Genomic DNA, 24,901 nt, shown 5'->3' with positions numbered 1-24,901 from the left:
GCACCAGGCGCTGTTGCTGGTCCTCGCACCAGCTCGTTGCCTGGCGTCAGTTAGGCGATCTTTATTGAAATTCGTGCTATGATGAAAAGAGGAAATGGGTGCGCGCCTTTTGTCGCAAGCCGGTCTGGCACGCTCCCAGTCGTTCCTCCCCCGTCCGGGCAATCCACGCCCGGCCTCCCTGGCGCAAGGACGCAGGCAAAGATCATGTTGCACGAATTCCTGGCCAACAATCGCCGCGAGCTCATTGCCCGATGTCAGGCGAACGTGGCCACGCGCAAGCACTTCGTCACTGCCGAACAGCTGCGAAATGGGGTACCCCTGTTTCTTGAGCAGTTGATCAGCACGTTGCGCTTGGAGCAATCGGGATCGGCGCTCACGGGCCAGGAGTGCCCCGTCCTCGATGCCGACGCCGCGGCCCATGCCGAGATGGACGCGTCCGCGACGCTGCACGGGCAAGACATGCTCGCATTGGGTTTTACGGTCCATGAGGTGGTCCATAACTACGGCGATCTCTGCCAGGCCATTACCGACCTGGCGGTCGAGCGCGACGCGCCTTTTTCCGTCGACGAGTTCCGGACACTGAATCGCTGCCTCGACAATGCCATCGCCTACGCGGTGACTGAATTTGGCAAGCAACATGCGTCGATGGCGGCGGAGCGCCACAATCTGGAGGAGAACAAGCGCATGGGCTTCTTTGTCCACGAACTGCGCAACCTGCTCGGCACATCAAAGCTGGCCTACGCGGCCTGCAAGTCAAGCAACCTTCCCCTTGCCGGCGCGACCGGCAGCATACTGGACCGCAGCTTGGCTGGCCTGGAGCGCTTGATCAACGACACCATCGCCGTCGTGCGCGAGGAACAACGCGACGACTTGCGGCACCTGTTTTCGTTGGCGGAGTTTGTCACCGAAGTCGAGGCGACCGCAGCATTGGCGGCGATCGCCAAGCAATGCCGACTGAAGGTGCTGCCGGTCGACCCGCAACTGGCCCTGCGCTGTAACCGGCCCATGCTCCTGGCAGCGGTCGTCAACTTGCTGCAGAATGCCTTCAAATTTACCCACGCCCATACCGAGGTGACGTTGACCTGCCATGCCACCACCGAGCATGTCTTGATCGACGTAGCCGACCGTTGTGGCGGCCTGGGAGCCGGCGTGGCCCAGCGCATGTTTCAGCCTTTCGAGCAAGGCGCAACCGATCGGTCGGGCCTCGGACTCGGCCTGACCATCGCCCAGCAATGCGTGGTGGAAAATGGCGGGCAACTGAGCGTCCGCGATCAACCGCTTGTCGGTTGCGTATTTACTATTGCGCTACCCCGGCATGCGCTGCCGGATAATTGAAACAGCTTGCTTCGGGTAATGATCCGTGACAGGAAGCGGCCTTTGCGGTCGGTGTGCTGAGGCGCCGTCTGCCAAGCTGCCTGGCTCGGCATAAGCCGCACGGCCAAGCCAAGCAACGGCCATTCGCTGTCACCCTGACGACAGATCTTGCGCATGCGGCTCGCGCACAAGCGCTTGCCGAACCAAGGGCGCTGGTGAGCGCTATCACAAAGCGGCCTCCTGTGGGCATGCGATATCCCCGATACGTCACCCAGGGCGTGCCCGCCCGCTGGCCACAGCGTCCGCGCCTGGCGCGCCTGCTTTCACCGCCGCGGCGCGGTTCGGCTCCATGCTGTACCACGAGCTACGCATGCACTGCGAGCGGCGCAGCTCATTGCCGTCGCACAGTATGTCGCGCGATGCGCCGTAGGCTTGCCACCTTCCGCGCAAGGCCGCCAGGAAGGGCGTACACTGGCGCTACGAAATGGGCGGAGGACATCGCCATGAAAGAGATTGACCCCAGCCAGACTTTTGGTGGCTTGCCCTTGACCGTGGGACAGGACGCCGCTATCCGGCACTATATCAAGCAATGCCAGCAGAATCGTCACCCCATCGATGCGGTCGAATTGACGGCGATGCTCAAGGACATGCTGGAGCCGCCGGCCGATGACGGGCAGGATGACTTCGTCACCACTGCCGCCGAGCGCATCGTCGCTGCCGAACGTGCCGCGGCCTCGGTGGACGAGGCCATGAATTCCATCGAGGCGAGCGAGGAGCGCAATGCCGCCATGGAATCTGAGGTCATGAAGGGCAGCTAGGCGCGCCGAAAGGGCGCTTGTCGCCGGCCGGGCTCGGCAGCGGCGGCGACCAGGCCGGTGCGCGCGCCCGCGTCGTCCACCACTGACGTGCTCATCCCTAGGCCAATGCCACGTAGCGGTCCAGATCGATCACCGCATCGGCCATGTCCGCCAGCTCCGGCGTGTGCGAGATGAAATACTCCTGCGCGTAGCCGCCGATACGCAGCACCTCCCGTTTCATCGCCATGAAGCGCCGCTTATGCTGCGCGTCGAACGCGCCGTCGGCCTCGTCCGAGAACAGCGTGGCGCTGCGCCGTCCATCGCCTTGCGCCAGGTACAACGCCATGGCGCGTGTCAGGCACTCGTTGATCCAGATCCGCTCGCCGCCGCTCATCTTCGCCACGCTCTTGACGCTGTCGCTGTGCGCGTCGTGCACCGTGATGTCGAAGCCCTCGCGCAGTTCGCCCTTGGCGGTGGCCAGCTGGGTCTGCAGCGACACCGAAAAGCGCGGGCCGTAGCAGGCCAGCAGCAGCTGGTTGGCCAGCGCCGACAGGGCAGGGCCCGCGTCGTCGATGGCCAGCGCTATGATGCCGTCGTTACCCAACGCCTTGGCCAGCAGCGACCAGTCCTCCAGGTGCCGCTCCAGGCGCAGCGCTTGGCGTTCCTGGTCTTCGCAGGCCTGGCATTGCGCGGCGTGCTGCCTGGCCAGGTCCCGCGCGCGGTCCAGTTCGCGCAGCGCACCCAGGTGGGACTGCTCGGCCAGTTGCAGGCGCGCCAGGGTCTGTTCGCAGTCGCCGGCCGCGCCGGTGATGGCGCGCTCGTCGAAGGCCGGCGGCAGCGCCGCCAGCAGCGCATCGATGCGCTGGGCCACCTGGCTTGGCTGCACCGCGCATGCGCACCGCCGCTGCAGCATGGCGATCCGGTGCTGCTGTTCGGCGTAGGCCTTGTCGTCCTCGGTCCGCTCGGCCGCCGACTGTTCAGCGTGCACGGCGAGCCGGACCTCTAGCGCCTCCATCATGGCGCCGGACTGCGCCAGCGCGTCGCGCCGCGCGGCCTGCCGCTCGCATTGCGCCAGGCGGTCGCGGCTATGTGCCAGCCGCGCTTCGGCGGCCTTGGCTGCCAGGCGCGCGCGCGGCACATCGGCGGCCTGCGGGCGCAGCGCGGCGATCTGGTCTGCCAGTGCCGCGTGCTGCGCGTTCAGGCGCGCCACCACCGCCCCGGCGTCCGGCAGCAGCGCATGGGCCGTGTGCGCGTCGGCCAGCAGCTTGCACCCGGTTTGCAGCGCCATGCCGGCGCAGGGTACCTCGGCCGTCAGAGCGAAGCGCCGCCGCAGTTCTTGCGCCGCCAGCGCCGCCTGGCCGGCTTCGCGTTCGATGGCAGCGTGCTTCGCCTGCGCCAGCGCCAAGTCCGCCGCCATCCGTTCGCCCTCGGCCAGCGCTGCCCGCGCCTCGGCCAGGCGGGCGTCGCGCCGCGCCAGCACCGCTTGCATGACCGGTAGGTGCCGGGCGGCCCGTCCGGCCTGGCGCGCCTGCTGCAGGGCCGCTTGCAGGGTGGTGCGCTGGGCCCGCAGCGAGGCGCGCGTGGTTTCGCGGCGTGTGGCGCGTTGGGCATGGTGCTGCGCCATGTCGTCGCACGCAGCCTGCTCGCGTCCCAGCTCCGCATCGAGGGCCGCCAGGGCGTGTTGCCGTTCGGTGAGCGCGGCGCCGCGCTCGTCCAGCAGCTGGGCACGGCGCGCCTCGTGGCTGGCGGCCACGGCCTGCTCGGCGCGCAGGGCGGCCAGGACAGAGCGCTTGGCGTCCAGCCGGGCCGCGGCGACGTTGCGGTTCTGCCGCGCCAGCTCGGCCTTCGCGGCGGTGTCGCCGAGCGTCTGGAGCTCGGCCGCGAGGCCGGCCAGGGCGTCTCGCTGCGCTTGTTGGCGCTGGCGGAGGTCATGCAGGGCGCTGCGCAACAGGCGCATGACCTCGCCTGCGCGCTCGCCGTGTGCGCGCACCGCGTCCAGACGCAGCAGGTCGGCCAGCAGATGCTTGATCTCGCCGTTGCGGTAAGCCGACAGCTGGCGCCGCTGCTGGGCCGAGAACGCGGTGCTGAAAAACGTCGCCGCCGAGCCGGCGACGCCCTCCACGCAGCGGCTGTAGGTCTCCATTTTGCCGTCGGACACCGTGCCGTCGGCCAGGTGCACCGGCGTCCAGCCGCGTTCGCCGAGCTGGTGCAGATAGGCCTCGGTGCGCCGTTTGCCGCCCAGGCGTATGACCAGGTGACTGCGGTAGCGCACGCCATCCATGGCCCACTCCAGCGCCTTGTGGTTTTCCGGCAGGTAGACTTCGTCGTAGTAGGAGAATGCCCCCAGCCCGTCGGCGCCGGCGCGCGCGGGCATGACGGGATAGGGCGTCATGTTGTCAAGGATGGTGCTCTTGCCGCGCCCGTTGCGCCCGGTCAGCGCCACCAGCGCCGCGCCGCCGGCCTCCTGCTCGAAATCGATCGTGATGCTGTCGCGGCCCAGGCCATCGCGGATGCCGCAAAAGCCGCTCAAGGATAGTTTCAGGGGGATCATGGTGTTCTCCTTTCATGCCAGTGCGGGATCGGGGGCGGGAAGCACCGCCGTCTGGTCCCATGGTGCGTCCGGGCCGGCCACGGTCAACGCGGCGCCGTCGTCTTTCGGGGCGAGCAGCCGCGCGGCGATCGCCTCCGGCGCCAGTTGCTCCAGGCTTTCCAGGCAGGCCAGCAGGGGCGCCGCCTCCACGGCGCTCGCCGTGGCCCAGGCGCGCAGTTGCGCGCGCAGATCCGCCGCGCGGGCAATGCCCGCCGCGCGTGCGCGCGTCAGCGGCAGCACGCGCCCCTCCAGCTTGATCCCGGCCGCGCCGGCCAGCGCAGCGGCCATCGCGGCGCGGTCCACCGTGTGCGCCGCCTCCTCGGCCACGCACCAGCGCACCCGCACCCACGCGCCGGCCAGGTCGTGCGCGTGCGCGAATGCCGACAGGGAGGCCAGGTCGGGCGCGCCGTCGAACACCAGTTCGTGGGTGCGCCGCGCCGGCGTGGGCACCAGCGTGGCCTGCGCGCCATCGGCATCGACCTGCCACATCAGGAAGCCCTTGTCGCCTTGCTCGCCGTAGTGCAGCCGCCCGATCGAGCCCGGATAGGCGATCAGGCGTTCGCCGTCGCACCACCGCTGGTGCTTGTGGATGTGCCCCAGCAGGAAGGCGCAGGCTTGGGCACTAAACAGCGCGCCGGTGGTGAACTCGTGGTCCAGGCCGGCCATCGGCACGCCATGCTCGGTGACGCAGCCGCGCACCGTGCCGTGCGACAGGCCGATGGCGGGCACGCCGGCCGCGCGCGCCGCCCGGTGGATGGGGGCCAGGCCGGCCAGCAGCAGCGCCAGTTGCTCGCCCATGGCGGCAGCAGCCTCGCCGGCGCCGACGCTGGCGGCCAGCGCGGCCTTGTTCAGGGTGGGCAGGCAGCTGCACAACAGGCGCGCGTCGGTGGGGGAGCTGTCGAAACGCCAGTCGCCCGATGCCAGCCAGCGACCGTCATGAAGTAGCGCCACCTGCGACAGCCGATCGGCGACGTGCACCGGATGCCGCCCGCCCAGGAGCGCAAACAGGTGCAGCAGGCCGGCCGGTTCGTGGCTAAAGGTGCCCTGCAGCATCAGCACGGGACAATGGTCCGCCAGCCGCCGGATGTGCCGGGCCAGCGCGGCAAGCGCCGGGGAGTGGGCCGGCAGTGCGTGGTCGGTGCTGTCACCCGTGACGACGGCCACTTGCGCCCCGCGGGCGATGGCTTGGTCCACGCCGAACGCAAAGCAGGGGTCCACCTCGGCCAGGGTGTCGTCGGCGTAGTGCAGGTCGGAAAAATGGGCGATGGTGATCATGCCGGCCCCCTATTGCTGTGCGCCGATTTCGGCCTCGATGCGCGCCCGCAGGCCCGCGGGATCGCCTTCGAAGCCGGCCAGCTCGGCCAGCACGCGCTTGACGCCCTGGGCGTTGCGCCGCCAGCCCGCTCCCCAGGCCCGGTCCAGGTAGGCGTCGATCCGCGCGCGCGCCACGCCTAGTTCGGCCGCCAGCGCGTACACCGCGTCTGCGCCGTGGTCCGCATCGGCGGGCGGCGCCTTGTGCGCGTGGTCGTCGGGGGCCTGGCCACGCTGCGTGGCGGTGGGGCTCGCCTGCGGCGCGGCGGCGCCCTGTTGCACGGCTGGGCCTGCATCGGACAGCACCTCGCGCGAGGGCGCTGCGTGGTCCTGCAGTGCGTGCGCGGCGGTGTCGGCCAGGCGCAACGTGGCCTCGTCGTCCTGCCGGGCCAGCAGGGCGGCCACGTCGACCGGCGCTTCCAGTTCGATGATCCAATGCGCGCTACGCACCGGCTGGCCGGTCTTGGCGTCCAGGTGCGACACCTCGCGCAGCGTCTTGGTGAGGTAGAACGGCGTGCGCTGTGCATCGAGGAAACCGGCCAGGCGTCCGCCGCGCATGAAGGCGATCGCCTCGAAGCGTTCGATGGCGCGCGACAGGGCGTAGAAGCTGTTGGTGTGCAGCTCGAAGGCGTCGAGCGAGCGGATGCCGGGGATGTAGAAAATGAAGCGGCCCGACAGGTTGCACTGGCGGCTCTGGAATTCGGGGCAGGATTCCGGCGCGCACAGGCCGCCGTTATCCGGGCGTGGTTCGGTGCCGCGCCCGCCCAGGCTGCGCAGCGCGCGCCCGCTGTGCTGGTCGAGCTTGGCCGGCGAGAACATCATGCAGCGCCGGGTCTGGCCGTCGCTGGAATACTCGCTCCAGTAGCGCTTGTCGCTGCGCGCCCAGCACGCCAGTTCGTGCGGCATCACGCTTTGCCAGGCGTCGGCCGGGAAGATCACGGGGAAGCGGTACAGGCGGACCTGGCCGTCGCCACGGTCTTCGCCATAGGCATCGAGGATCTGGCCGGCCAGCGCCGGATTGGGAAAATCGGCGGGGCGCACGGTGAACCACGCCACGTTCTTCGGCGCCAGTGGCGTTCTCACGTCGGGGAAGCGCTCGGCGATCCGTTGCTCGATCTGCTCGAACGTGGCCTGCTGCGCCAGACCGTCGTCGTACAGGGCGCGGATCGCCGGATTGGCGGCGGCCGCCTTGGTGAGCACCTTGATGCCGGCGCGGATCTTGCCAGCGGTCGGGATGCGTGGTTGTCGGCGTCCGAGGATCGTGGTTGGGAAGGGCGCGCCGTGCGGTGCGGTCAGTTGCTGGTTCATGCTTGCCTCCGGGAGTCTCGATGGGGAAACACGTCCATGCTCTCACCGGGGCGAGGGCATGCAAGTGGCTGCGGGGTGGACGCCTGCGCGCTGTGCGGCCGGCGAATTGCCCGCATTGCCGTCTGCGGCGGGGCCGCGCACTTGAGCAGCTGGCGCACCGCCGCGCGCTTGAGGCCCAGCGCGGTGGCGATCTCCTGCGTCGCGGCGCCACGGGCCTGCATGCGCAGCGCCGCCATACGGCGGGCGCACGCGGTATGGACACCGGCCAGTCCCGCATGGCTGAAGATGCGCCGGTAGATGTCGTGGATCTCCTTGCAGATTGCCTGGCCGGTGCGGCCTTGTTCCCGTTGCACCTGGAAGCGCAGGCCGTCGCGCGACAGGAATAGCGCACCGGCGGGATCCAATCCCCGGAAGCTGGCCGTTTCCCGGGCGCGCTGTCCCGTATCGGCACGTTCGGCCAGGTAGGCGTCGATGGCCGCGATCAGCTCCCCGCCATCGAACAACAGCGGGCGGGCGGCATGGTTGGCGGCGATCTCGGCGCGCAGCACCGATTCCCGTCTGACCCGTCCGTCTGCGTCCAGATAGTCCTGCACGGTCAATTGGGCGATCTCCAGCGGCTTGGCGCCGGTGGCAAAGAGCACGTGCACGAGTGCCTTGTCGCGCGTCGGGCAATGGCTGTGCCGGTCAATCTTCTGGAGCAGCATCCCGATCTGCGCCGGTGCCAGCGTGGCCGGAGCATGGCGCAGTACGGGCGCCGCGCTTGGGCGGAAGTGCTCCAGCGCCTCGAGGTAGGCGTGGCGGTGGTTGCGCAGCAGGCTCGCCGTGGGCGATGCATCCTCATCGACGTCCAGCACGCCGACAATTTGCTGCAGTGTGTGGGCCAGACGACGCACCCTGACCGACACGGTGCTTTTGGTCACGCCGTGGGCGGCGGCGATCTGGTCGTACGAAATGCCTGCGGCGGCGGCCCGCAGCATGGCTTGCGCGCTGGCGAGAATGGCGGGTTCCATGATGGGCTCCCCGGTTGATGAAGTTCCACAGGATCATCCAGTCAAGGTGCATGTCAAGCCAGTGGAAAAGCCGCAAATAGCCACCGCCTTTCCGGCGCAGAGAATTTGACGCGCTCGATATCGTGGACGTCTAAGCCGGCGGAACTTGCTTCGCTCGCCATGGCGTCAAAGTGGGCCCGTTGGGTAGTCACTGTGGTTGCACAGTGTCGCCAAGCGCCTGGAAGCATAACTTTTATATGGACGCCTCCCGTTTGCCAAGCAATCGTGTGCTCTGCGAAGCAGGATAGGCTGCAGTTTTATATCCGGCCTTGTTGCAGTGGATATCTCCCTGCTGGCCCCGACGGAATCCGCTGACCCACACCTCATTTGCCGCGCGGGCTAGAAGCCCACAAAGTTATTCAGGTTTGGTGAGTCCCGGTCTGACCTGTTTGCAATCACACAAAATTACCTTACGCAACCTGTCGGCCTGCCACTACTCGAATCAAAAATTTCACGTCCCGGCAACCGCGCCGTCATCATGCCGGCCTGACGCTGACGTGTTCAGGGTCATAGGTGCCGTCTTTGGCCAATAGCGCCCAGATCGTTCGGGCCATCTTGTTGGCCAGCGCGACCGCCACCACGTTGGCGGGCCTGCGCTTGCCTATTTCCTGCAGCCACTGGCTAGGCATCCTGGTGGCCGCGTTGGGATGCGATAGCACCGCCCTGGCGCCGTGGATCAGCAGGGTTCGCAGGTAGGTGTCGCCACGCTTGCTGATGCCCGACAGCCGCACCTTGCCTCCGCTTCCGGTCTGTCCCGGCACCAGGCCGAGCCAGGCGGCGAATTCACGGCCCGACTTGAACGCTTTCGCGTCACCCATCGTCGCCACCGCGGCCGTCGCCGTGAGCAGGCCGACACCGGGCATCTGGGCGATTTTTACCGCACGACTTTTCCTGTTTCATCCATGCCAGAAGCCGCGACTCGATCCGCTGGATCTGTTCATCGAGCTTGGCTAGCATGTTCCACTGCTCGCGCAGGGTGTCGATCAACACCGCCGGCAGCCGGTCGCTGAGTCTGGCCAGCGCGGCGCACATCGAGTTGTTGAGCGCCGCGCGCCGCACCGCCATCACCTCGCCGTACTCGGCCAGCAAACCGCGCAGGCCGTTGCTCTGCATCGTGCGGAACTTGACGAGCTGCTGGCGCATCCGGTGCAGGGCCAGCACGGCTTGCTGAGCCTCCGATTTCACGGCGACGGTGTTGACGCCATCTTGCTGTGTCGCGAGCCATATCGCTCTGGCGTCGGCGACGTCGTTCTTGTTGCCGCTCACGAAGGCTTTGACCGCTTTCCCGGGCATCAGCTTCACCTGGTGGCCCATATCGAGCAGCCGCCCTGCCCAGTGGTGGGAACCGCCGCACGCCTCCATGCCGACCAGGCACGGCGCCCGGTTCGCAAAATGGGCTAGGAAACCGGTGCGCTTGACCTGTCGATTCACCACTTCACCGGTTTCCGGGGTCACCCACTGCATCTGGAACACGTTCTTCGCCAGGTCGACGCCGTAGACGATTGGTGTGCTGTTCATGATGGCTCTCCTTGCTGGCTGGTTGTCGACCAGTCCACTGTCGCATACCCGGGGGCGCGCGCCTGCTTGCGATCCGGCTACCGTGCCCGGCCTCACTCACCCGACGTGGCGGGCTGCGCCTCAGGAGGGAGGCGTCCATTCCATTTGCCAAACGGCGTAGTGATGGATTTAGGTACACGGCAGGCCGATCAACCGGAAAAATCGTGCTAATCTGGATCGTGATAACCGTATCTGGCTAAGTGACGGAGGGGGTGTGGAACGACACGATTCTGGCGAGCATGATCAACGAACTGACGTCAAGACTGCGGCATTGGTCCAGCATGGGCTCGCACTGCTGGCTGTAGCAGGCATTGACGAGGCACAACGGTATCTTCGACAACGGGCGGTTCCGGCAAGTGTGGTTGAGCGAGTGCTCGCCCGTGGGAAACGCCGGCTGGAGCCGCACGCTTAGCGCGCTAGCGCTGGGCAGGCGGCTGGGATGCGATGAGGCAAGGCGGCTTCCGGTCGTTTCGCGAGTATCCAGTTGGGCGTGGCAGGTAGATCACGGTACGCAGGCGGGAGACGGCACCCACCGCCCATTCTCGCTGGACTCCTGCTGCAGGCAGCGGCGGACGATGCCAGGGCCGCCCGCACGCACGAGAGCGCAACTTGATCGTATCGGCATGCCGTCTGCCCAACACGGAGCAAATCCTATGACCAATCACATCTACAACGTACTGTTTCTCGGAACCGGCAATTCGGCGCGCAGCATCATGGCCGAGGCCATCCTCAACAGCGGTGACGCCGGCCGCTTCCGGGCGCATAGCGCGGGCAGTCGTCCTGCGGGGGGGGGGGGGCATCAATGCTTTCGTCTTGGAGCAGATCGCCTCGCTTGGCATCACCGGACAGAACCTGTGCAGTAAGTCGTGGGACGGATTCGCGTTGCCGGATGCACCCCGCATGGACTTCGTCATCACGATTTGTGATGAGGCCGCTGGTGAGGTGTGTCCGCTCTGGCCCGGCCAGCCGATGACCGCGCACTGGGTTTTCCAAAATCCCGCAGCGGTCAATGGAACGGACGAAGAGGTCCGCCAGGTCTTTTCCAAAGTCTGCCGGGAAATTAAGACACGATCGGACCTATTCCGCAGCCTGCCTCTGGAGAAACTGGACAACATCTCTCTCAGACTCGAACTTGACGGTATTGGCGGTGCAAGGTCGTGAGTGTCGCGCGACGCCTCAAACGCTGTGCGTGTCTGCCTGGCGCATGCGCGACGACGCCTGTGATGGTCGGCAGTGCAGCAAGAGCGCCATGCCGGCGCCGGCGCGCGAAACCATGCGGCAGGCTCGGCGGAGCCTCGTTCAGCAGCTTGGACTGGCAGCCCCGCACGCTGTCCGCATATGATCAGAGGCCGATCCTTGACGCTCGCATGGGCCGGGGCGGCGATTCTCTTCTTCATCATACGCCCCGGAGCTGGCAGGCGGCCTCATCGCGTTCAGCGGGCAAACTGCCGCCGAAACGGGGGTAAGGCCCACAGTGATCGGGGCTTGCCTTACTGCTCGGCAGCGGGGGCCTCGCTCGACGGCGGCGCGACGTTCACGACCGCCGAGCGGTCGGCGCGCCGACGCGCGGACCGGGCGAGCACTCTGGCGGCAAGGTGTTGCGGGACGGCGTGAAACAGCAAAAATACCCAGGCATGGGCGGCGCCCTTGGCGGCATCGATCGCGATGCCTTGCTCAATAATGTTGGCCAGGCTGTGATTTTTTCGCTGCGGCATGCTCGCTTTCACTTGTTATGGGGGGCGCGCGGCTGCGCAGCGGGATGCGAAAGGCAAAACAGCCCAGGCAGCGGCGCCAAAACTTTATTGTAGCAAGGCAATGTGACGCTGCGTTGACAGCGCGCCAGCATGGCGCCCGATCGCGGCAGACGGTGTCGTCCCGGCGAGTTCTGATAGCCTCAGGCGGCGTTCGCGTAATTGCTGCACATCGCCAGCAAAGGCCCCAGCGCTGGCGCATCGGGACGCGCCAGCATCACTTCAATGACCAGCTGTATTTGCGCCGCGCTGGGGATGATCTCGACGGGGCTATGTTCCATCCAGCCAACCATCAGCGCGGTCAATTCTTGCGGCGGCAGGCGCTGAACCTCGTTCCGGGTTGGCACTTTGGTGTGGAAGGGACGGCGCCTGGAAGCGCTGCTAGGCTGTCGGCGGGCCGCAGCGTCCAGGTTGTCGGAGGGAACGCCAAAGCGCTCCAGATCTTCGTGGAGGTCATTCATGCTGAAGAATGTATAGCGCTACCATCGGGCCCATATCTTAGCACGCTGCCCGCCCGGCCGGCATCAGATCGGCCAGGAGCAGGCCGAAGTCAGTGCACCCCAATGATGCCCAGCTGGTGTAGGCTGCTCATCCAGTCCTCCATGTGCCAGGTGCGGACGTTCTTCCCTGATTGAACTTCATGGATGTCGATGGCCATTATGGTGATGCCGCGCCCCGTCGCCGCGTGGCCCGCGAACGGTCCGCGCTGGGTGGCCTTGATCTTGGAACGGACCACCACCTTGTTCCCGTCCTGTAGCACCTCCTTGATCTCGATCCGGAAGTGGGGGAAGGACAGTTCGATCGCGGCCATGACTTGCCTGGCGCCGGCCGGTCCCGCCATTTGGCCGGGCATGGGCGGAATGTCCATCCAGTCCGGGCTAAGGATGGTGTCCAGCAAGGCGGCGTTGTGCCTGTCAAAGGCCTCGTACCAAAGCTGCACGGTTTCGTTCCCGCCCGCCGGCTGTTGCGCATGGCTGGCCGAGAACTGCATGGCAGCCAATACGATGAGCAGCAGTTTTTTTATCATGGTGTGCTCCGGGATCAGTGGGGTCGGGCGCCGAGCTGCTGCATCAACGAGTACAGGTGGGCCACGCCCCAGTGCTCGGTTATCTGTCCATGCTGCACGCGCATCACAGCGACCGTATCGAAGTGGATCTCGCGGCCGGTGGGCGCCACGCCGAGAAACGCGCCGCGATGCGTGCCGTGATAGGTCTTGTACGTCTTGACGCGGTCGCCGTCGGCGGTTTGCCAGTGGATCACCGCGTGAAAATCCGGGAATGCTTCGTGCAGCTTGCGATAGAGGGATTTGGCGCCGGGCTTGTCTGGCGTGCAGTTCGGCTGGGGCGTATGGTCGATGAAGTTGTCGGCGAATAGCTCCTCGAACAGGGCAAAATCGCCGCCGCCCTGGACTTCCTCGGTATTGCGGCGGACGACAGCCTTTGCCGCTTCGCTGATGGATAGATCGTTCATTGCATGCTCCTTGATGTGTGGTGATAGTCGTGTTCAGGGCACCAGGATGGCTGGGCCGCTGATGCGGCGCGCTTCCAGATCTTCGTGCGCCTGCACCACATCGGCCAGCGCGTAGACGGCCGGATCGATGTCGCCGAACACGCCATCCTTGACCGCCGCGAACACCGCGGGCTCCGGCTTCCAGTCCGGCGCGCTCGCCGGCATACTGGCTGGCGGTCGCATGCTGGTATTGGATGCCACGGGCGGCGAGGGCGTCATGGTCGATGGCCGGACTGCCCGAGGCGTTGCCGATGTGGAGCAGGTGGCCGCCGTCGCGCAGCGCGTCGACGGACTGCGCGAAGGTGGCCCGTCCGACCAGTTCGAACACCACATCCACGCCGCGTCCCCCGTTCAAGGTGCGCACGTTCTCGGCCAACTGCGGGTCGTTGGCGCGAACTCGAGGTGCTGCAACTCATGGCTCTGGGGTTCGGCAACAAGAACATCGCCCGCGATCTGGGCATCGGGCCAGGCATGGTGCAAGTCGAGTACAAAAGGGACATTTTTGTACGCGGCGGCCATGTTTTCGGTGGGGACAGCGCCTCCCATCCCGGCGTGCGCGATGGCTTGGCAGGAATGTGCAATTCTGGGCCTGATTCGACAATACGCCGCCGGCGCATTCGTTGATTATGCGGTTGCGCTGGGGCCAACCGTCCCCCGAAAGATATCCTGAGTGCACTAAGTAGATTGCCTTTTTGTGTATCCGGGACGGACTGTGGTGGACGGCCAGCGAAGTCCGTTCTTTGATTCCCGCAACTGGCGATGGCACCGGCGTGGCGGAGCGTCGAGGCTAAAGTACCCGATTTCTCGGGGTTGCTTTGATGACGGGCAACATCAATATAGTTCTTGATTTTACTTAGTGCGCTAAGTATAGTTCAGTCCATGGCAGCGCAGACAGTATCTCGAAGTAGTGGTTAAAATAGTTTGCGCTCAAAGTAGTTTTGTTTTCTTATCTCTTATAGGAGCAATCCAAATGGCTATCGATCAAATCAAACAAGTCCTGTACAGCGCACAGGCAACGTCCACCGGCGGCCGTGAGGGCGCCGCGAAATCCAGCGACGGCGCGTTGGACGTCAAGCTGTCCACGCCCAAGGGCCTGGGCGGGCCCGGCGGCGCCGGCACCAATCCGGAGCAACTGTTTGCCGCCGGCTATTCCGCCTGTTTCCTGGGCGCGTTGAAATTCGTCGCGGGCCAGCAGAAGGTCGCTCTGCCTGCCGACGCATCGATCCAGGCCTCCGTGGATATCGGCCCGATCGAAACGGGCTTCGGCATCCAGGTGGAATTGATGATTTCGCTGCCTGGTGTCGCACACGCCGCCGCCGAGGAGCTGGTCAACATCGCGCACCAGGTCTGCCCGTACTCGAACGCCACGCGTGGCAATATCAATGTATCGCTGGTGATTGCTTAATCCGCCCCGGGGCGGCTGCTGTACCTCACTTCACATCTCTCTACTTTTAAAGGAAATATCATGAACGCACTGGCTCTTTCTATCGTCCTGGTTCACGGCGGCTTCGTTGACGGCTCTGGCTGGGAGGCTGTCGACAGCATCCTGAAGAAGGACGGCTACCACGTCAGCGTGGTGCAGAACCCAACCACTTCGCTGGGCGACGACGTTGCTTTCACCAAGCGCATCGTGGCTGCCGCGCCTGGCCCTGTGCTGCTGGTCGGCCATTCCTACGGCGGCGTGGTGATCACGGAAGCCGGCAACGATCCGAAGGTCAAGGGACTGGTGTACATCGCCGCTTTCGCACCGGACAAGGGCGAGTCGGTGGATGCGCTGATCAAAAATCCCGTGCCGGGCGCGCCGGTGCCGCCGATCCTGCCGCCGCAGGATGGCTTCCTGCTGCTGGACCAGGCCAAATTCGCGGCGGCATTCGCCGGCGACATCGATCCGAAGAAGGCCGCTTTCATGGCCACTTCGCAAGTGCCCTGGGGCGTGAACGCACTGACCGGCGCCGTCTCCGAGGCATCGTGGAAGGTCAAGCCGAGCTACTACCTGGTGGCCAAGGACGACAAGATGATTCCGCCCCAGGCGCAGCGCGGCATGTCCCAGCGCATCAAGGCCAGCGTGGTGGAAGTGCCGGGCAGCCATGCGGTCTACATGTCGCAGCCGAAAGCAGTGGCCGACCTGATCAAGAAAGCCGCCAAGGAAGTCGCGGCGAAACAGTAAGCGGAGGCGGGCATGGCGCCGGACCGAAACGGACCGGCGTCGGCCTCTCGCACGCGCGGAATCAGACAGATGGAGCGGCAAATGGATCATCGCATCACCTACACATCGGCCAAGGCCACCGCACACACGGACAGCCTGGGTTCGCTCCTGTGCTTTTCCGTGTACAGCGCCATGCTGGGCTTTAACAAGGTGTACCGCAAGGCGCTCCATGTGCTCGGCGTGACCTATCCACAGTATCTGGTGCTGATGGTCCTGAGCGAACATGACAACGTGTGCATGAGCGTCATTTCGCAGCGCCTTAGCCTGGAGTCTTCCACGCTCTCGCCGCTGCTAAAGCGCATGGAGGAGCAGGGCTTGGTGGTGCGCAAGCGCTACGCCTTCGATGAACGGCAACTGATCGTGTCGTTGACCGCCAAGGGCACGGCGTTGGTGGCCAAGGCCGGGGTGATCCCGGCCTATGTGCACCGCGCGTCGGGCCTGACACCGGAGGAAAACCGGGCGCTGCGTGTCATGCTGGGCAAGCTGAACGGCGAGCTGCTCAAGAATGTGGAAGCCAGCGGCTGGCTGTAACACTGCGGCTGTTGGGCTAGTTGCTTAGTGCGCTATGTAATTTGCTATAATGGCTTCCTCTGAATCCGAACCGCCTCCGCCTGAGGGAATGATGAAACCTGACAGTCCACCGCCGCTGAGCCAGCACCTGTGCTACAAGCTCTATTCGACCTCGTTGAAGATGACCCAGCTGTACAAGCCCCTGCTGGCGCCGCTGGACCTGACCTATCCGCAATACCTGGTCATGCTGGTGCTGTGGGAAGAGGAGGGGATCGGGATGAAAGACCTGGCCGAACGCCTGGACCAGGATGCGGGATCCGTCACGCCGCTGGTCAAGCGCCTTGAAGCCAGCGGCTATGTCATCCGCAGCAAGAACCCGCACGACGAACGCAACCGCATACTCACGCTGTCGAAGACCGGCAAGGAGTTGCGCCGGCGTGGCCTGGAGATCAGCCAGGAGGTCGTCGCGCTGTGCTCAATCACGGCAGCCAAGGCGGATAACCTGATGGGCAATCTGGACGTACTCAACCACAATCTGGCCGAAGTGCTGGCGCAAGCTTAGCTGCCGCAGTGCGTGCGCCGCCATTGGCCGGGACTGCTGCCGATATGGGTGGCGAAGACCCGCGTCAGATGGCTTTGGTCGACGAAGCCGCATTCAAGCGCAATCTCGCCGATCGACAGCGTGCGCACCTTCAGCAATTCCAGTGCGCGCTCGATGCGTCTGCGGGTCAGGTAGCGGTGCGCCGGCATGCCGTAGGTTTGAGAGAACGCCCGCGTGAAGTGGCGGATCGACAGGCTGCACTCGGACGCTAGCAGCGCAAGCGAGATGTCGCCGTTCAAATGGGTCTCGATCAGGTCGCGTGCACGTTGCGCCTGCCACGCGGCGAGACCGCCACGACAGCGCTGGCGCGGCCCCTCCATGCCGCCGTACTGCTGCACGATGTGCACGCAGAGCGATTGCGTGATGTGCTCCACCAGCAGGGCGCTCGATTCTCCGGGCCGCGTCAGTGCGGGCCGCAGGGCGAGCAGCAGGTTGGTGGCGATCTCGTCGCGATAGGACTCGCCGTGCCGCACCCGTAGTTCGCGCAGGCTGCGGCCGCCGGTTTCCTCCGCCACCCCCGCCAGGGCCCGGTGCTGCAGGTACAGATGCAGCACATGAAACGGGTCCTGGATGTCGGCCGATGGTGCGGCGCGTAAATCGTGGAACTGCAAGGCGCCGGCGCGTCGGTCTTCGACTTGGAGCGGTTGGCCGTCCAGAAAGTAGGTGCACTGCTGGCAGTCCAGCAGGCGTAGCTGCAGGACGTACGCTTGGTCGTGCGCGATCGGTTCGGTGGCCCCGAACCCTGCCGGACCTTGAATTTCCGTGGCGATCAGTCTGCCGTGGTGGAGTGGGCGCGTGACGACACGCGGCGCATCCGGTGTGCGTACAGCGTGCAAGAATTGTTCGTAGTTCCCACAAGATTCCATTCAGTCTCATCTTATCCTTAGCGTGCTGGCAGCATAGGCGCGAAGGCTGACTAATGGAATAGAAAGTCGTGTGCGACTAATTGGGTGCTAGGTGCATCGCCCGTGGCGGCGCGTGCGCATTGCTGGCAGTTGCATAAACACGTCATGGTTGGTGCCTGGGGAATCGGACATTGTCGAGGCCTGCATGTTAAATTTTCTGCGGTGCCGAGCACGCGCCAAGGGCCAGCGGCCGCCAGTTGTTCACCCGAATGCAGGAGTCGATCCCATGCCTAGCCGGACCACCGAGAAGCATGCCCAGGAAGTGGCGCTGTTGGCGAGCGATCTCCTGGCGCAAAGCGTAGGGCTGTTGCAGCGCGTGATCTTTGTCGCGGCCGAGGACTTGGCTTCGGCACGCCAGGTTGTCGCCTCCATCAAGCTCCTGGTCGGGGAAGCATAGGCGCATGCCGAGGCGCGGAACGATGGTGTATACGCTTCCCGCCTGCTGTTCGCAAAATTGCGCGCCAGAGACGCCGCTCGGCAGGCCGCCTAGGCTGCGCTCAATATCCGTGAAATTCTGGGCAACCAATCGCATCTCCCCATTCGCAGTCTGTGGATGGATTCCGGCCTGCCCCAGACCCTCTGCAAGGTCCAGCGGCAGCTGGAGCGGCTAAGCGAACACGCGTCACAGGCGGCACCGTCCTGGACAGTGGGCGCCGGCGAGGCCGACACAATAAGGCGCGGTGTTGCGGCTATGTCGGATGCGGCCAGCCAGAATAGTCGGATTGCTTTGCAAGCTGCCGAAGCGATCGAGAGGCTGCTGCTGCAGGCGGTGGAGTTTTCGAATCTGGCGGAACAATCCCGGCTCGGCAGGCGGTAAGAGCGGTATGCGGCCGGCGCCTTCGCAGGCACCGGCTTTACTTGGTCATGCGCAGCTTGGCCACCGCCTTCAGCGGCGGGCCCAGTCGATCGATGCCGTACTTCGCGTCCGCCGCCAGGTAGCCGTGCGCGAACGCCGCCTCGTGGGCCAGCTGGCCGTGGCCTAGCTGAAGTTCCGGCAGCAGCCGCGCGGCCACGGCTAGGTCGTTCAATAAACCAAGCCTGTCCTGCAGCGCCGACAGATGCTCGACGTAGCGCTGCGTATTTTTTTTGTCGAGCAGGTCGTGGAAGAACTCGGCGCCGTAGCGTGCCTTCTTGGCGGCGATGCGGACCCGGTGCACTGCCGGCGCGTCATGCGGCGCCAGCGCCTTGATGCGCTTGCTGAGCCGCCTTTCCGCCTGGCGCAATAGGGGCATGGCGTTGCGGACGGCGCTTTTACCCATGGTGGATCGGCCGGCCGGCGTGGCGTGGTCGCGCCAGTCGTGGCCACGTATCCAGCCGTTCAACTTCAACATGAGCTCCGTAAAGCGGGGCGAGTGCAGGGTCCGCAGCATCACGCTGTGGAGTTTGGCTGCTTTCGCACGGGCCGAGTCGCATAGCGCGGCCATCTCGGCGCCTTGGATGCGGGCGAGGGTGGCGCTGGCCAGCACATCCCAGTCCCGGGCAGCGCCCAGTTCGGCGGCCAGCCATTCCAGGCCATCGCTCACATCCTGCGGCGGCGCGATCAGCGGCTCGAACATATCCAGCAGCGCGCGCAGGCGGCGCAAGCCGACCCGCATCTGGTGCACGCTTTCGACATCCTTGGCCAGCACGCCCGGGATGTTCGCCTCCATCTGCTCCAGGCAGTTCACGCCGATGCGCCGCAGCGCATCCTCCGTCACCGTCTTTTTTCGCAACTTGACCGGTTTGGCCTTCACGGCGACCGGGCCGGCGGAACCGAGCAGCGCAAAGCCGCGCGCGGCTTTGCTGTCGTTTGCCAGTTCCAATGGGATCTCGCGGTGCAAGGCGAGCGCGAAGTCGAACAATCGTTCAGGCGCGCCGTGCTTCAACTCCAGTTCCAGCTCGGAGATCCGGGTATGGCGCTCGCCACCGCGAAAATCGCCGGCGTCGATTGCGCACTCGACCTCCTCGCCGCCAGGCAAGCGCAGTTGCCAAGTGGTGCGCCGCGTGGTGCCGGAGAAGATGGGCTCCAGCCGGCGCACGAGGTCCGGGCACGACAGCAACTGGGCCAGCTTGGTCTGCGTGATCTGACGCGCCAGCAGTGCTGGCTGGATGTGTTTGTCCGAGAGCGGGCACTCCCATTCGCCCCGGCGATGCAGGGCGGTGGCGTGCCTGTCGACGGTCTTGACCGTCTGGACAAAGGTACCGCCGGCTACGCGCACCCGCAGCGTTGCACCGTGACGCCATAGCTCATGTTCGGGCGTGTCGTAGTAAATATCCGTATGCTCTAGTTCGGTCGGCTCCGCCATGGCATGCGCGGCCAGAATCGGATGCGACCGCATGCGTTCGGAGTCGGCAGGGCGTAGCGTCAGTTTCAGTTCGGTTTCCATGAGTGTCCTCCACCCACCGACTATACACCTGGCAAGGGATACGGGCGAGTTTGTGCTTGCGTACGGTGCATCGCGAAGTGCACAAAAAAAGAGCCCGCCTGCGGCGGGCTCGAATCCTTATCGTGTTGAAAAGGAGGAGACATGTGTACTATGTCGCATTGCAGCAAAGTTTGCCAATTGCGATTGGTGATATCCCGTATGCGGCCGGTGCATAGCCGCCGGGCGATCGGCCAAGCCGGCCAGCGCGCTTAGCGCGATAGGGCAGGTGGCCGCTGGCGCTCGCCGGCCGCGACCGTATCGACTTTGAAAAAGCTGACGATTTGGGCCAGGTGGTTGGCCTCCTTGTGCATGGCCTCCGCCGTGGCCGCGGCCTCCTCGACCAGGGCCGCATTCTGCTGCGTGACGTCGTCCATGTCGCCGATGGCACGGTTGACTTCATGGATCCCGGATTCCTGTTCCTCATTTGCGGAACTGATTTGCGCCATGATGCTCGTCACGCGGCCGACGCTCGCGACGATGTCGGACATGGTGTCGCCGGCAGCATGCGCCAGGGTGCTGCCGACATCGATCCTGTCTGCCGAGTCGCTGATCAGATGCTTGATTTCCCTGGCCGCGGTGGCCGAGCGTTGCGCCAGGTTCCGCACCTCGGCCGCCACCACGGCGAAACCTCGGCCTTGCTCGCCGGCGCGCGCCGCCTCCACTGCCGCGTTCAGCGCCAGGATATTGGTCTGGAAGGCAATGCCGTCGATGACGGCGATGATGTCGACGATTTTCCTGGCCGAAGCACTGATCTCGTCCATGGTCTGCACCACTTCCTCCACCACTTTGCCGCCCTTGCCGGCCACCGCCGAAGCGGACAGGGCCAGCTCGTTTGCGGTGCGCGCGCTGGCCGCGTTTTGCCGTACCGCCGATGTGAGTTCCTCCATCGACGACGCGGTCTCCTCGAGTGCCCCGGCTTGCTGTTCGGTGCGGCGCGACAGGTCGAGGTTGCCCGATGCCAGCTCTTTCGACGCGTCGTCGATCGTGTGCGCGCCATCGCGTACCTGGGTCACTGTGACCGCCAGGCGGGTGGTCATGTTGTGCAAGGCGTCCAGCAGTTGACCGATTTCGTCGAAGCGGCGATGTTTTTCAGCCGTGCGCAGGTCGCCTTTGGAAACACGGATTGTGAGGTCGACGGCGTGCTGCAGCGGCAACACGATGCTGCGGGTGATGAACCATGCCAGCGCAGCGCCAAGGGCGAGGGCCAGGACGCCGAAGCCCAATAGTTCGGCGCGGCTGCTTCGATATTGATGTGCCGACCCGGCAGCAAGCGTGCGCGCCTGTGACGTTTGATATTGTAGTAATTGCGCCAGTGCCGACGTGTAGGCTGCAAACGTCGATTTCAACGACGCATCGGCCAGTTGTTCGACCTGCTGGGTCTTGCCCATTTCCTTGAAGCTAAAAATCTCCTTGCGTACGGCCAGATAGGCCGCTTCCTTGCCGGCGGCCGAGCGCAGTATGGCGTTCTCCTCGTTCCCGTGGGACATGCCCGCCAGTTTGCGCTTCACGGTCTCGGCCAGCCTGTCGCCCTCGGCCAGTTGTCCCAGAAAAAACTCGCCCACTTCCAGGCTGTCGCTTTTCGCAATCGACAGCGTCCTGACGCCGTTCAGCTTGGCCACGCCCAGCCAGTCGGATGCCAGCTGCTGCTTGGCCAGCTTGTCGTTGACCAGATATTCGGTGGTCTCGTTGGCGGCGTGCAGCCGCCATAGCGCGATGCCGGTGATCCAGGCCATGACGAACAGAATGATCGCGAACGAGGACAGGACCCTGGGACCTGTTTTGAGATGGAATGTGTTCATGGTGTGCGGGTGTGGCGGACTGCTGCGGAATCCACACAATACTCACCAATTATTGCGTCACCGTTACATCCTAGAAAATAAGATTAACAAAAATGCACCGTCAACGCGGCGCGGTGTGGACTGGCGCTAAAGCGAAACCGTTCCGATGCCCTGTGGCGACGGAACGTCCTCGTCCGGCTGCACGAAGCGATGGGGCAAGCCGGGAGGAGCCACGTTCAGCAAAGCCGATTTGCATGCGCAAACGGGGCAGGCGAAACGCCAGCCTTCCGCGGTTTGTTCGGGCTCGATGGCTGCGAGCGGCAGAATCCGCCGACAGAATTGGTAGGTACATCTGAATTTCATGCAAGTCTCTCGTTGCCTCTTGCCGCGCACGAAGCAGGAATCGGTGCCGGTATGTTTCCCGGCCACCGGTGCCGGTCGCGCCGCCATCGGGCGGCGCTAGTTTGTGGTTCGATTTCAGCGCCAGGGGGCATAGGAATGGCCAATCGTGACGGGCGTTTGACGCGACGGGCGTGGGCCAGTCTCGACGCGTCCATCAGGCCCGAGCCCATGGTCTGAAATTGACGCGGGCGGTCCGCGGTGGGCTGGCATCGCACGCATTTCTGGCCAGTTCAGGCAAAGGCCATGGCCACAGGGAGCGTGTCATGGCTGTCATTTGCGGGTATCATGATTCACGCGCTGAAGGCTGACGCCGCAGGCGCGCGCGATGTCCTATTGTGACCTCAACCAAGGGTATAGTCATGCATACTGCCGATGTTTTGTTCTCGCGGATTCACGACGGGGTGGAGATGACCCTCAGTATCAACCATGTCGCCGTTGCGCGCAGCATAAGTCCGGAGTCCATCGTCCGTGAACTGCAGATCCGCGGCGTGCGGGAGTTGCGGATGGAGGACGGTTTGGTGATGGAATTGCCGACCTCGGTGAAAACGCTTGAGCTGGCGGCCGGTTTCGCCTGGCGCGAACCGTTGGCGGCGCTCAAGTTGATCGCCGCTTGCGCGCACTTGGGGGACGTTGCCATTTTCCCGTATCCGGAACGCCGGGCCAAACCGCGCGCCGAGGCAACTGCCGTCGGCGGCGTATTTCCGTAGTCCGGCATGTCGCGCATTTCTTCTTTGCCTGCACGCGTGCCGCATGTCCAGAATTCGCATCCCTGCGCATCTGCTTCCCGATCCGTCAACGCTGCCGGAAACGGGCAACTATCTCGTCGATGTCAAACTGCGGGACGGGCGGGTCTTTTCGGGCTTGGTTGTCAAAGAAGGCGCGTTCATCACCGGCAGAAGAAGCGACCCGAGTTGCGAGGGGCATCTGCCGTTCATCGGTGAAGATTTGGGCGCGTTGCGAGCCCATTCGGACATGCTGGGAAGTCTGTTGTCATTCTGGATAGCTTGACCACTTCAGCTACATTAACGCTAGAGCTTGGTCACACCATTGAAAGTTCAGTTAAGGATCCTCCGTTCGCTATCCACCTTCAGCGGCGCCATGTAGTCGGTGAAGGCGGATGAAGGCCGCGTCGCCTGCGGCGTGGGCCTTGATACAATTCTCGACCGGAATGCTGGCATCCTCAGTGTCGGCTTGCTGCGCACACGCCGTGCTGGCGATGAGAACCATTATTGCCAATGCCCGCATTTTCATGAGGGCGCGCAGGTTGCCCTGTAGGTAGCGCTGTATTGGCGGGCCCGTTGCTACAATCCGAATATTGCCTCCAACGACTTGAACTCATGCGCTTGGAATTCAAGCATGTGTTCGCTTCGTATGACAATGTAATCCTTGGCGAAGAGCCGGGCGGGCAACAAGTAGTAGCCCGTTGCATGCTCGTTTGCGGTGTCCATGATAGGCGCCAGGACGAAGTCGACTCGCCCGGTGCGCAGAATCGGGACAAGCCAGCGCAGCGCGCCGGACGCTTCCTGATGCGCTCGCGCAACCTGGAGCTGCAGCACGATGTTGTCGTTGACCAGAAAGCAGTTGCACATCGTGGTGGGAACTGCGTTGGCCCCCGCAAGCGCCGCACAGCGCACGATCTCCATGGCGAGGGACGCGCGGAGGCCACGCAAGCGCCGGCGCGTGCTTGAGTACCGGGTCTGCATCGGCGTGACCACGGCAGCCTGGCGGTACGCCTCTGTCAGCGAGCCGAACCGGTATCTGAACATTTGTGAGCTTGGCAGTTCTGGCGCGGCATCGATCAACAGACCCGACACGCGTCCGTGCCTTGCCTGCAACTGGCGCAGCATGTCAAGCAGTTCGGCGCTGCTGTAGTGCTGGCAGCGCCTGATCCGCGTCTGCTCGGCGGAGCGAAAGGTCTCCGCCGGGACCGATGCGCAGAACGCGCCCTCGTTGCGTATCCACATCTCAGGCGGGTTGCGTACCGCGCGCGCCTTCAGCTTGTTCGAGCTGCGGTTGAAGACGATGTTGCCGATGTATTTTTCGCTGGTCAGGATTTGCCTGACCAGGAACCTGGTCCAGGGTCTGCCGCGCTCGTCGACGATCTCGCAACAGTTCAGCATCGCGGCGATCCGCGTGTAGCCGAGGCCGAGGTCCACATACCATTCGAATATTTTCTTGATCACCGCCACTTCATCGGGCGGCCCGATCGCAAACAGCACTCGGTCGCTTTTCTGGGACTTTCTTTCGCCGGCGGGCAGGACCTGCTTGAACTCGCCGTCGCAGCTGACCAGGATGCGGCGCAGTCCGTATCCGGCGCTGCCGCCTGGCTTGAATCCGAGGGCGACAAAATTGCACTGGGCGGAGAAGACCTTGGCCGAGAGTTCCCGGCTGAACTCGGCGGCCATCAGACGTTTGAGCGCTTTCAGAATGGAGGAAATGGCGGTGTTGTCGTTTGCAAAGGGCTCGGCGCAATAGAGCACGGGAATGCCCGCGCGCCGGCAGACATACTCGTAGTACGCGCTTTCATCGACGTCCTGAAACCGCCCCCAGCGGCTGACGTCATAGACCAGGATCACGTCGAAGTCCGGCTGGTTGGTAACGTCGGCCAGGAGGCTCTGCAGGCCGGCGCGGCCCTTCAAGTTCAATCCGCTTTTCCCGTGATCGACATACTGCCGCGTGATGGTCAGCGCATTGGCCGCTGCGAAGGTGTTGAACTGGATGCGCTGGTGTTCCAGGGAATAGTTCTGGTGCTCCGTCGACATCCGGCTGTAGGTTGCGGCGCGCCGCATTGGCGCGTCCTCTTCCGCGTGGTCAAGTCCACAGGCTTTTTGCATGTTGCCTCCTTGTGCGTCGAAGCAGCACCGTTGCCTCAGGCAGCGCTGCTACACTGATCAGCATAGCGAGCGAT

General features: G+C 64.6%; 24 protein-coding genes and 3 pseudogenes. 11 read left to right on the top strand and 16 right to left on the bottom strand.

Annotated elements, in window-relative coordinates; translation table 11 throughout:
• The first annotated feature begins 204 nt into the window (after window positions 1–204).
• Together AC56DV_RS33295 and AC56DV_RS33290 are read left to right on the top strand one after the other, a co-directional pair.
• The gene (locus AC56DV_RS33295) at window positions 205–1,335 is read left to right on the top strand and encodes a sensor histidine kinase (protein WP_496318475.1); all 1,131 of its coding nucleotides are present in this window, start codon (window positions 205–207) and stop codon (window positions 1,333–1,335) included.
• A gap of 482 nt (window positions 1,336–1,817) precedes the next feature.
• Window positions 1,818–2,132 (top strand): hypothetical protein, encoded by a 315-nt coding sequence (locus AC56DV_RS33290; RefSeq protein ID WP_496318474.1) that lies wholly within the window; start codon window positions 1,818–1,820, stop codon window positions 2,130–2,132.
• Between the two features lie 97 nt (window positions 2,133–2,229).
• Here AC56DV_RS33290 and AC56DV_RS33285 read toward each other — a convergent pair whose 3' ends face one another.
• The 5 genes and pseudogenes from AC56DV_RS33285 to AC56DV_RS33265 form a co-directional block, all read right to left on the bottom strand.
• The gene (locus AC56DV_RS33285; RefSeq protein WP_496318473.1) at window positions 2,230–4,662 is read right to left on the bottom strand and encodes an SMC family protein; all 2,433 of its coding nucleotides are present in this window, start codon (window positions 4,660–4,662) and stop codon (window positions 2,230–2,232) included.
• 12 nt (window positions 4,663–4,674) lie between these two features.
• Window positions 4,675–5,976: a metallophosphoesterase family protein gene (locus AC56DV_RS33280; protein WP_496318472.1), complete on the bottom strand. Its 1,302-nt coding sequence runs from the start codon at window positions 5,974–5,976 to the stop codon at window positions 4,675–4,677.
• 9 nt (window positions 5,977–5,985) lie between these two features.
• Window positions 5,986–7,320, bottom strand: coding sequence for a recombination directionality factor (locus AC56DV_RS33275; RefSeq protein ID WP_496318471.1), 1,335 nt, complete (start codon window positions 7,318–7,320; stop codon window positions 5,986–5,988).
• A complete protein-coding gene (locus tag AC56DV_RS33270) occupies window positions 7,317–8,330 on the bottom strand; it encodes a helix-turn-helix domain-containing protein (protein ID WP_496318470.1) in 1,014 nt (337 codons plus the stop codon). The genes AC56DV_RS33275 and AC56DV_RS33270 overlap by 4 nt, the downstream gene beginning before the upstream one ends.
• A gap of 515 nt (window positions 8,331–8,845) precedes the next feature.
• Window positions 8,846–9,887, bottom strand: a pseudogene (locus tag AC56DV_RS33265) (IS110 family RNA-guided transposase).
• A gap of 692 nt (window positions 9,888–10,579) precedes the next feature.
• Between AC56DV_RS33265 and AC56DV_RS33260 the strand changes: the two are divergent.
• Window positions 10,580–11,087 (top strand): annotated as a pseudogene (locus AC56DV_RS33260) (arsenate reductase ArsC).
• 329 nt (window positions 11,088–11,416) lie between these two features.
• Here the strand turns inward: AC56DV_RS33260 and AC56DV_RS33255 are convergent.
• The 6 genes and pseudogenes from AC56DV_RS33255 to AC56DV_RS33230 form a co-directional block, all read right to left on the bottom strand.
• The gene (locus AC56DV_RS33255) at window positions 11,417–11,641 is read right to left on the bottom strand and encodes a hypothetical protein (protein WP_496318469.1); all 225 of its coding nucleotides are present in this window, start codon (window positions 11,639–11,641) and stop codon (window positions 11,417–11,419) included.
• 179 nt (window positions 11,642–11,820) lie between these two features.
• A complete protein-coding gene (locus AC56DV_RS33250; protein ID WP_496318468.1) occupies window positions 11,821–12,138 on the bottom strand; it encodes a hypothetical protein in 318 nt (105 codons plus the stop codon).
• Between the two features lie 89 nt (window positions 12,139–12,227).
• The gene (locus AC56DV_RS33245; RefSeq protein WP_496318521.1) at window positions 12,228–12,704 is read right to left on the bottom strand and encodes an ester cyclase; all 477 of its coding nucleotides are present in this window, start codon (window positions 12,702–12,704) and stop codon (window positions 12,228–12,230) included.
• Window positions 12,705–12,718: 14 nt separating this feature from the next.
• Entirely contained in the window at window positions 12,719–13,147 is a 429-nt protein-coding gene (locus AC56DV_RS33240; RefSeq protein ID WP_496318467.1) for an ester cyclase, read from the bottom strand.
• Window positions 13,148–13,180: 33 nt separating this feature from the next.
• Window positions 13,181–13,369, bottom strand: a complete 189-nt coding sequence (locus AC56DV_RS33235) for a hypothetical protein (protein ID WP_496318466.1) — start codon at window positions 13,367–13,369, stop codon at window positions 13,181–13,183.
• Between the two features lie 52 nt (window positions 13,370–13,421).
• Window positions 13,422–13,514 (bottom strand): annotated as a pseudogene (locus AC56DV_RS33230) (hypothetical protein); the annotation flags it as partial.
• 86 nt (window positions 13,515–13,600) lie between these two features.
• Between AC56DV_RS33230 and AC56DV_RS33225 the strand changes: the two are divergent.
• From AC56DV_RS33225 to AC56DV_RS33205, 5 genes are all read left to right on the top strand, one after another.
• Complete coding sequence (locus AC56DV_RS33225) at window positions 13,601–13,810, top strand: hypothetical protein (protein WP_496318520.1); 210 nt, start codon at window positions 13,601–13,603, stop codon at window positions 13,808–13,810.
• A 346-nt stretch (window positions 13,811–14,156) separates the two neighbouring features.
• Complete coding sequence (locus tag AC56DV_RS33220) at window positions 14,157–14,591, top strand: organic hydroperoxide resistance protein (protein WP_496318465.1); 435 nt, start codon at window positions 14,157–14,159, stop codon at window positions 14,589–14,591.
• A gap of 60 nt (window positions 14,592–14,651) precedes the next feature.
• The gene (locus tag AC56DV_RS33215) at window positions 14,652–15,353 is read left to right on the top strand and encodes an alpha/beta hydrolase (protein WP_496318464.1); all 702 of its coding nucleotides are present in this window, start codon (window positions 14,652–14,654) and stop codon (window positions 15,351–15,353) included.
• Between the two features lie 81 nt (window positions 15,354–15,434).
• Window positions 15,435–15,923, top strand: coding sequence for a MarR family winged helix-turn-helix transcriptional regulator (locus tag AC56DV_RS33210; RefSeq protein WP_496318463.1), 489 nt, complete (start codon window positions 15,435–15,437; stop codon window positions 15,921–15,923).
• A gap of 88 nt (window positions 15,924–16,011) precedes the next feature.
• The gene (locus AC56DV_RS33205; protein ID WP_496318462.1) at window positions 16,012–16,464 is read left to right on the top strand and encodes a MarR family winged helix-turn-helix transcriptional regulator; all 453 of its coding nucleotides are present in this window, start codon (window positions 16,012–16,014) and stop codon (window positions 16,462–16,464) included.
• On the opposite strand, the gene AC56DV_RS33200 is transcribed toward AC56DV_RS33205, so the two are convergent.
• Together AC56DV_RS33200 and AC56DV_RS33195 are read right to left on the bottom strand one after the other, a co-directional pair.
• Window positions 16,461–17,339, bottom strand: a complete 879-nt coding sequence (locus AC56DV_RS33200) for a helix-turn-helix domain-containing protein (protein WP_496318461.1) — start codon at window positions 17,337–17,339, stop codon at window positions 16,461–16,463. The two genes, AC56DV_RS33205 and AC56DV_RS33200, sit on opposite strands and share 4 nt — an antisense overlap.
• A 217-nt stretch (window positions 17,340–17,556) precedes the next feature.
• Window positions 17,557–17,934: a hypothetical protein gene (locus AC56DV_RS33195; RefSeq protein ID WP_496318460.1), complete on the bottom strand. Its 378-nt coding sequence runs from the start codon at window positions 17,932–17,934 to the stop codon at window positions 17,557–17,559.
• Between the two features lie 27 nt (window positions 17,935–17,961).
• Between AC56DV_RS33195 and AC56DV_RS33190 the strand changes: the two genes are divergently transcribed.
• The gene (locus AC56DV_RS33190; RefSeq protein WP_496318459.1) at window positions 17,962–18,225 is read left to right on the top strand and encodes a hypothetical protein; all 264 of its coding nucleotides are present in this window, start codon (window positions 17,962–17,964) and stop codon (window positions 18,223–18,225) included.
• 37 nt (window positions 18,226–18,262) lie between these two features.
• Here the strand turns inward: AC56DV_RS33190 and AC56DV_RS33185 are convergent, their stop codons facing one another.
• Window positions 18,263–19,774 carry a CYTH and CHAD domain-containing protein gene (locus AC56DV_RS33185; RefSeq protein WP_496318458.1) on the bottom strand — a complete coding sequence of 504 codons (1,512 nt, stop codon included), beginning with the start codon at window positions 19,772–19,774 and terminating at the stop codon, window positions 18,263–18,265.
• A 248-nt stretch (window positions 19,775–20,022) separates the two neighbouring features.
• Window positions 20,023–21,612 carry a methyl-accepting chemotaxis protein gene (locus AC56DV_RS33180; protein ID WP_496318457.1) on the bottom strand — a complete coding sequence of 530 codons (1,590 nt, stop codon included), beginning with the start codon at window positions 21,610–21,612 and terminating at the stop codon, window positions 20,023–20,025.
• A gap of 740 nt (window positions 21,613–22,352) precedes the next feature.
• Between AC56DV_RS33180 and AC56DV_RS33175 the strand changes: the two genes are divergently transcribed.
• Complete coding sequence (locus AC56DV_RS33175) at window positions 22,353–22,700, top strand: hypothetical protein (protein ID WP_496318456.1); 348 nt, start codon at window positions 22,353–22,355, stop codon at window positions 22,698–22,700.
• 43 nt (window positions 22,701–22,743) lie between these two features.
• The gene (locus AC56DV_RS33170) at window positions 22,744–23,001 is read left to right on the top strand and encodes a hypothetical protein (RefSeq protein WP_496318455.1); all 258 of its coding nucleotides are present in this window, start codon (window positions 22,744–22,746) and stop codon (window positions 22,999–23,001) included.
• Window positions 23,002–23,294: 293 nt separating this feature from the next.
• Here the strand turns inward: AC56DV_RS33170 and AC56DV_RS33165 are convergent, their stop codons facing one another.
• The gene (locus AC56DV_RS33165; protein ID WP_496318454.1) at window positions 23,295–24,827 is read right to left on the bottom strand and encodes a recombinase family protein; all 1,533 of its coding nucleotides are present in this window, start codon (window positions 24,825–24,827) and stop codon (window positions 23,295–23,297) included.
• Window positions 24,828–24,901 lie beyond the last annotated feature (74 nt).

The organism is Massilia sp. BGA-UO-ETr-WB1, from assembly GCF_059567845.1.
This window is presented reverse-complemented; position numbering and strand designations above follow the sequence as displayed.

Bases quoted from the DNA above. Each gene is read 5' to 3' on its own strand.
- AC56DV_RS33295 (WP_496318475.1), top strand. From the start codon at position 205: ATGTTGCACGAATTCCTGGCCAACAATCGCCGCGAGCTCATTGCCCGA.
- AC56DV_RS33290 (WP_496318474.1), top strand. From the start codon at position 1,818: ATGAAAGAGATTGACCCCAGCCAGACTTTTGGTGGCTTGCCCTTGACC.
- AC56DV_RS33285 (WP_496318473.1), bottom strand. From the start codon at position 4,662: ATGATCCCCCTGAAACTATCCTTGAGCGGCTTTTGCGGCATCCGCGAT.
- AC56DV_RS33280 (WP_496318472.1), bottom strand. From the start codon at position 5,976: ATGATCACCATCGCCCATTTTTCCGACCTGCACTACGCCGACGACACC.
- AC56DV_RS33275 (WP_496318471.1), bottom strand. From the start codon at position 7,320: ATGAACCAGCAACTGACCGCACCGCACGGCGCGCCCTTCCCAACCACG.
- AC56DV_RS33270 (WP_496318470.1), bottom strand. From the start codon at position 8,330: ATGGAACCCGCCATTCTCGCCAGCGCGCAAGCCATGCTGCGGGCCGCC.
- AC56DV_RS33255 (WP_496318469.1), bottom strand. From the start codon at position 11,641: ATGCCGCAGCGAAAAAATCACAGCCTGGCCAACATTATTGAGCAAGGC.
- AC56DV_RS33250 (WP_496318468.1), bottom strand. From the start codon at position 12,138: ATGAATGACCTCCACGAAGATCTGGAGCGCTTTGGCGTTCCCTCCGAC.
- AC56DV_RS33245 (WP_496318521.1), bottom strand. From the start codon at position 12,704: ATGATAAAAAAACTGCTGCTCATCGTATTGGCTGCCATGCAGTTCTCG.
- AC56DV_RS33240 (WP_496318467.1), bottom strand. From the start codon at position 13,147: ATGAACGATCTATCCATCAGCGAAGCGGCAAAGGCTGTCGTCCGCCGC.
- AC56DV_RS33235 (WP_496318466.1), bottom strand. From the start codon at position 13,369: ATGCGACCGCCAGCCAGTATGCCGGCGAGCGCGCCGGACTGGAAGCCG.
- AC56DV_RS33225 (WP_496318520.1), top strand. From the start codon at position 13,601: ATGGCTCTGGGGTTCGGCAACAAGAACATCGCCCGCGATCTGGGCATC.
- AC56DV_RS33220 (WP_496318465.1), top strand. From the start codon at position 14,157: ATGGCTATCGATCAAATCAAACAAGTCCTGTACAGCGCACAGGCAACG.
- AC56DV_RS33215 (WP_496318464.1), top strand. From the start codon at position 14,652: ATGAACGCACTGGCTCTTTCTATCGTCCTGGTTCACGGCGGCTTCGTT.
- AC56DV_RS33210 (WP_496318463.1), top strand. From the start codon at position 15,435: ATGGATCATCGCATCACCTACACATCGGCCAAGGCCACCGCACACACG.
- AC56DV_RS33205 (WP_496318462.1), top strand. From the start codon at position 16,012: ATGATGAAACCTGACAGTCCACCGCCGCTGAGCCAGCACCTGTGCTAC.
- AC56DV_RS33190 (WP_496318459.1), top strand. From the start codon at position 17,962: ATGGATTCCGGCCTGCCCCAGACCCTCTGCAAGGTCCAGCGGCAGCTG.
- AC56DV_RS33185 (WP_496318458.1), bottom strand. From the start codon at position 19,774: ATGGAAACCGAACTGAAACTGACGCTACGCCCTGCCGACTCCGAACGC.
- AC56DV_RS33180 (WP_496318457.1), bottom strand. From the start codon at position 21,612: ATGAACACATTCCATCTCAAAACAGGTCCCAGGGTCCTGTCCTCGTTC.
- AC56DV_RS33175 (WP_496318456.1), top strand. From the start codon at position 22,353: ATGCATACTGCCGATGTTTTGTTCTCGCGGATTCACGACGGGGTGGAG.
- AC56DV_RS33170 (WP_496318455.1), top strand. From the start codon at position 22,744: ATGTCCAGAATTCGCATCCCTGCGCATCTGCTTCCCGATCCGTCAACG.
- AC56DV_RS33165 (WP_496318454.1), bottom strand. From the start codon at position 24,827: ATGCAAAAAGCCTGTGGACTTGACCACGCGGAAGAGGACGCGCCAATG.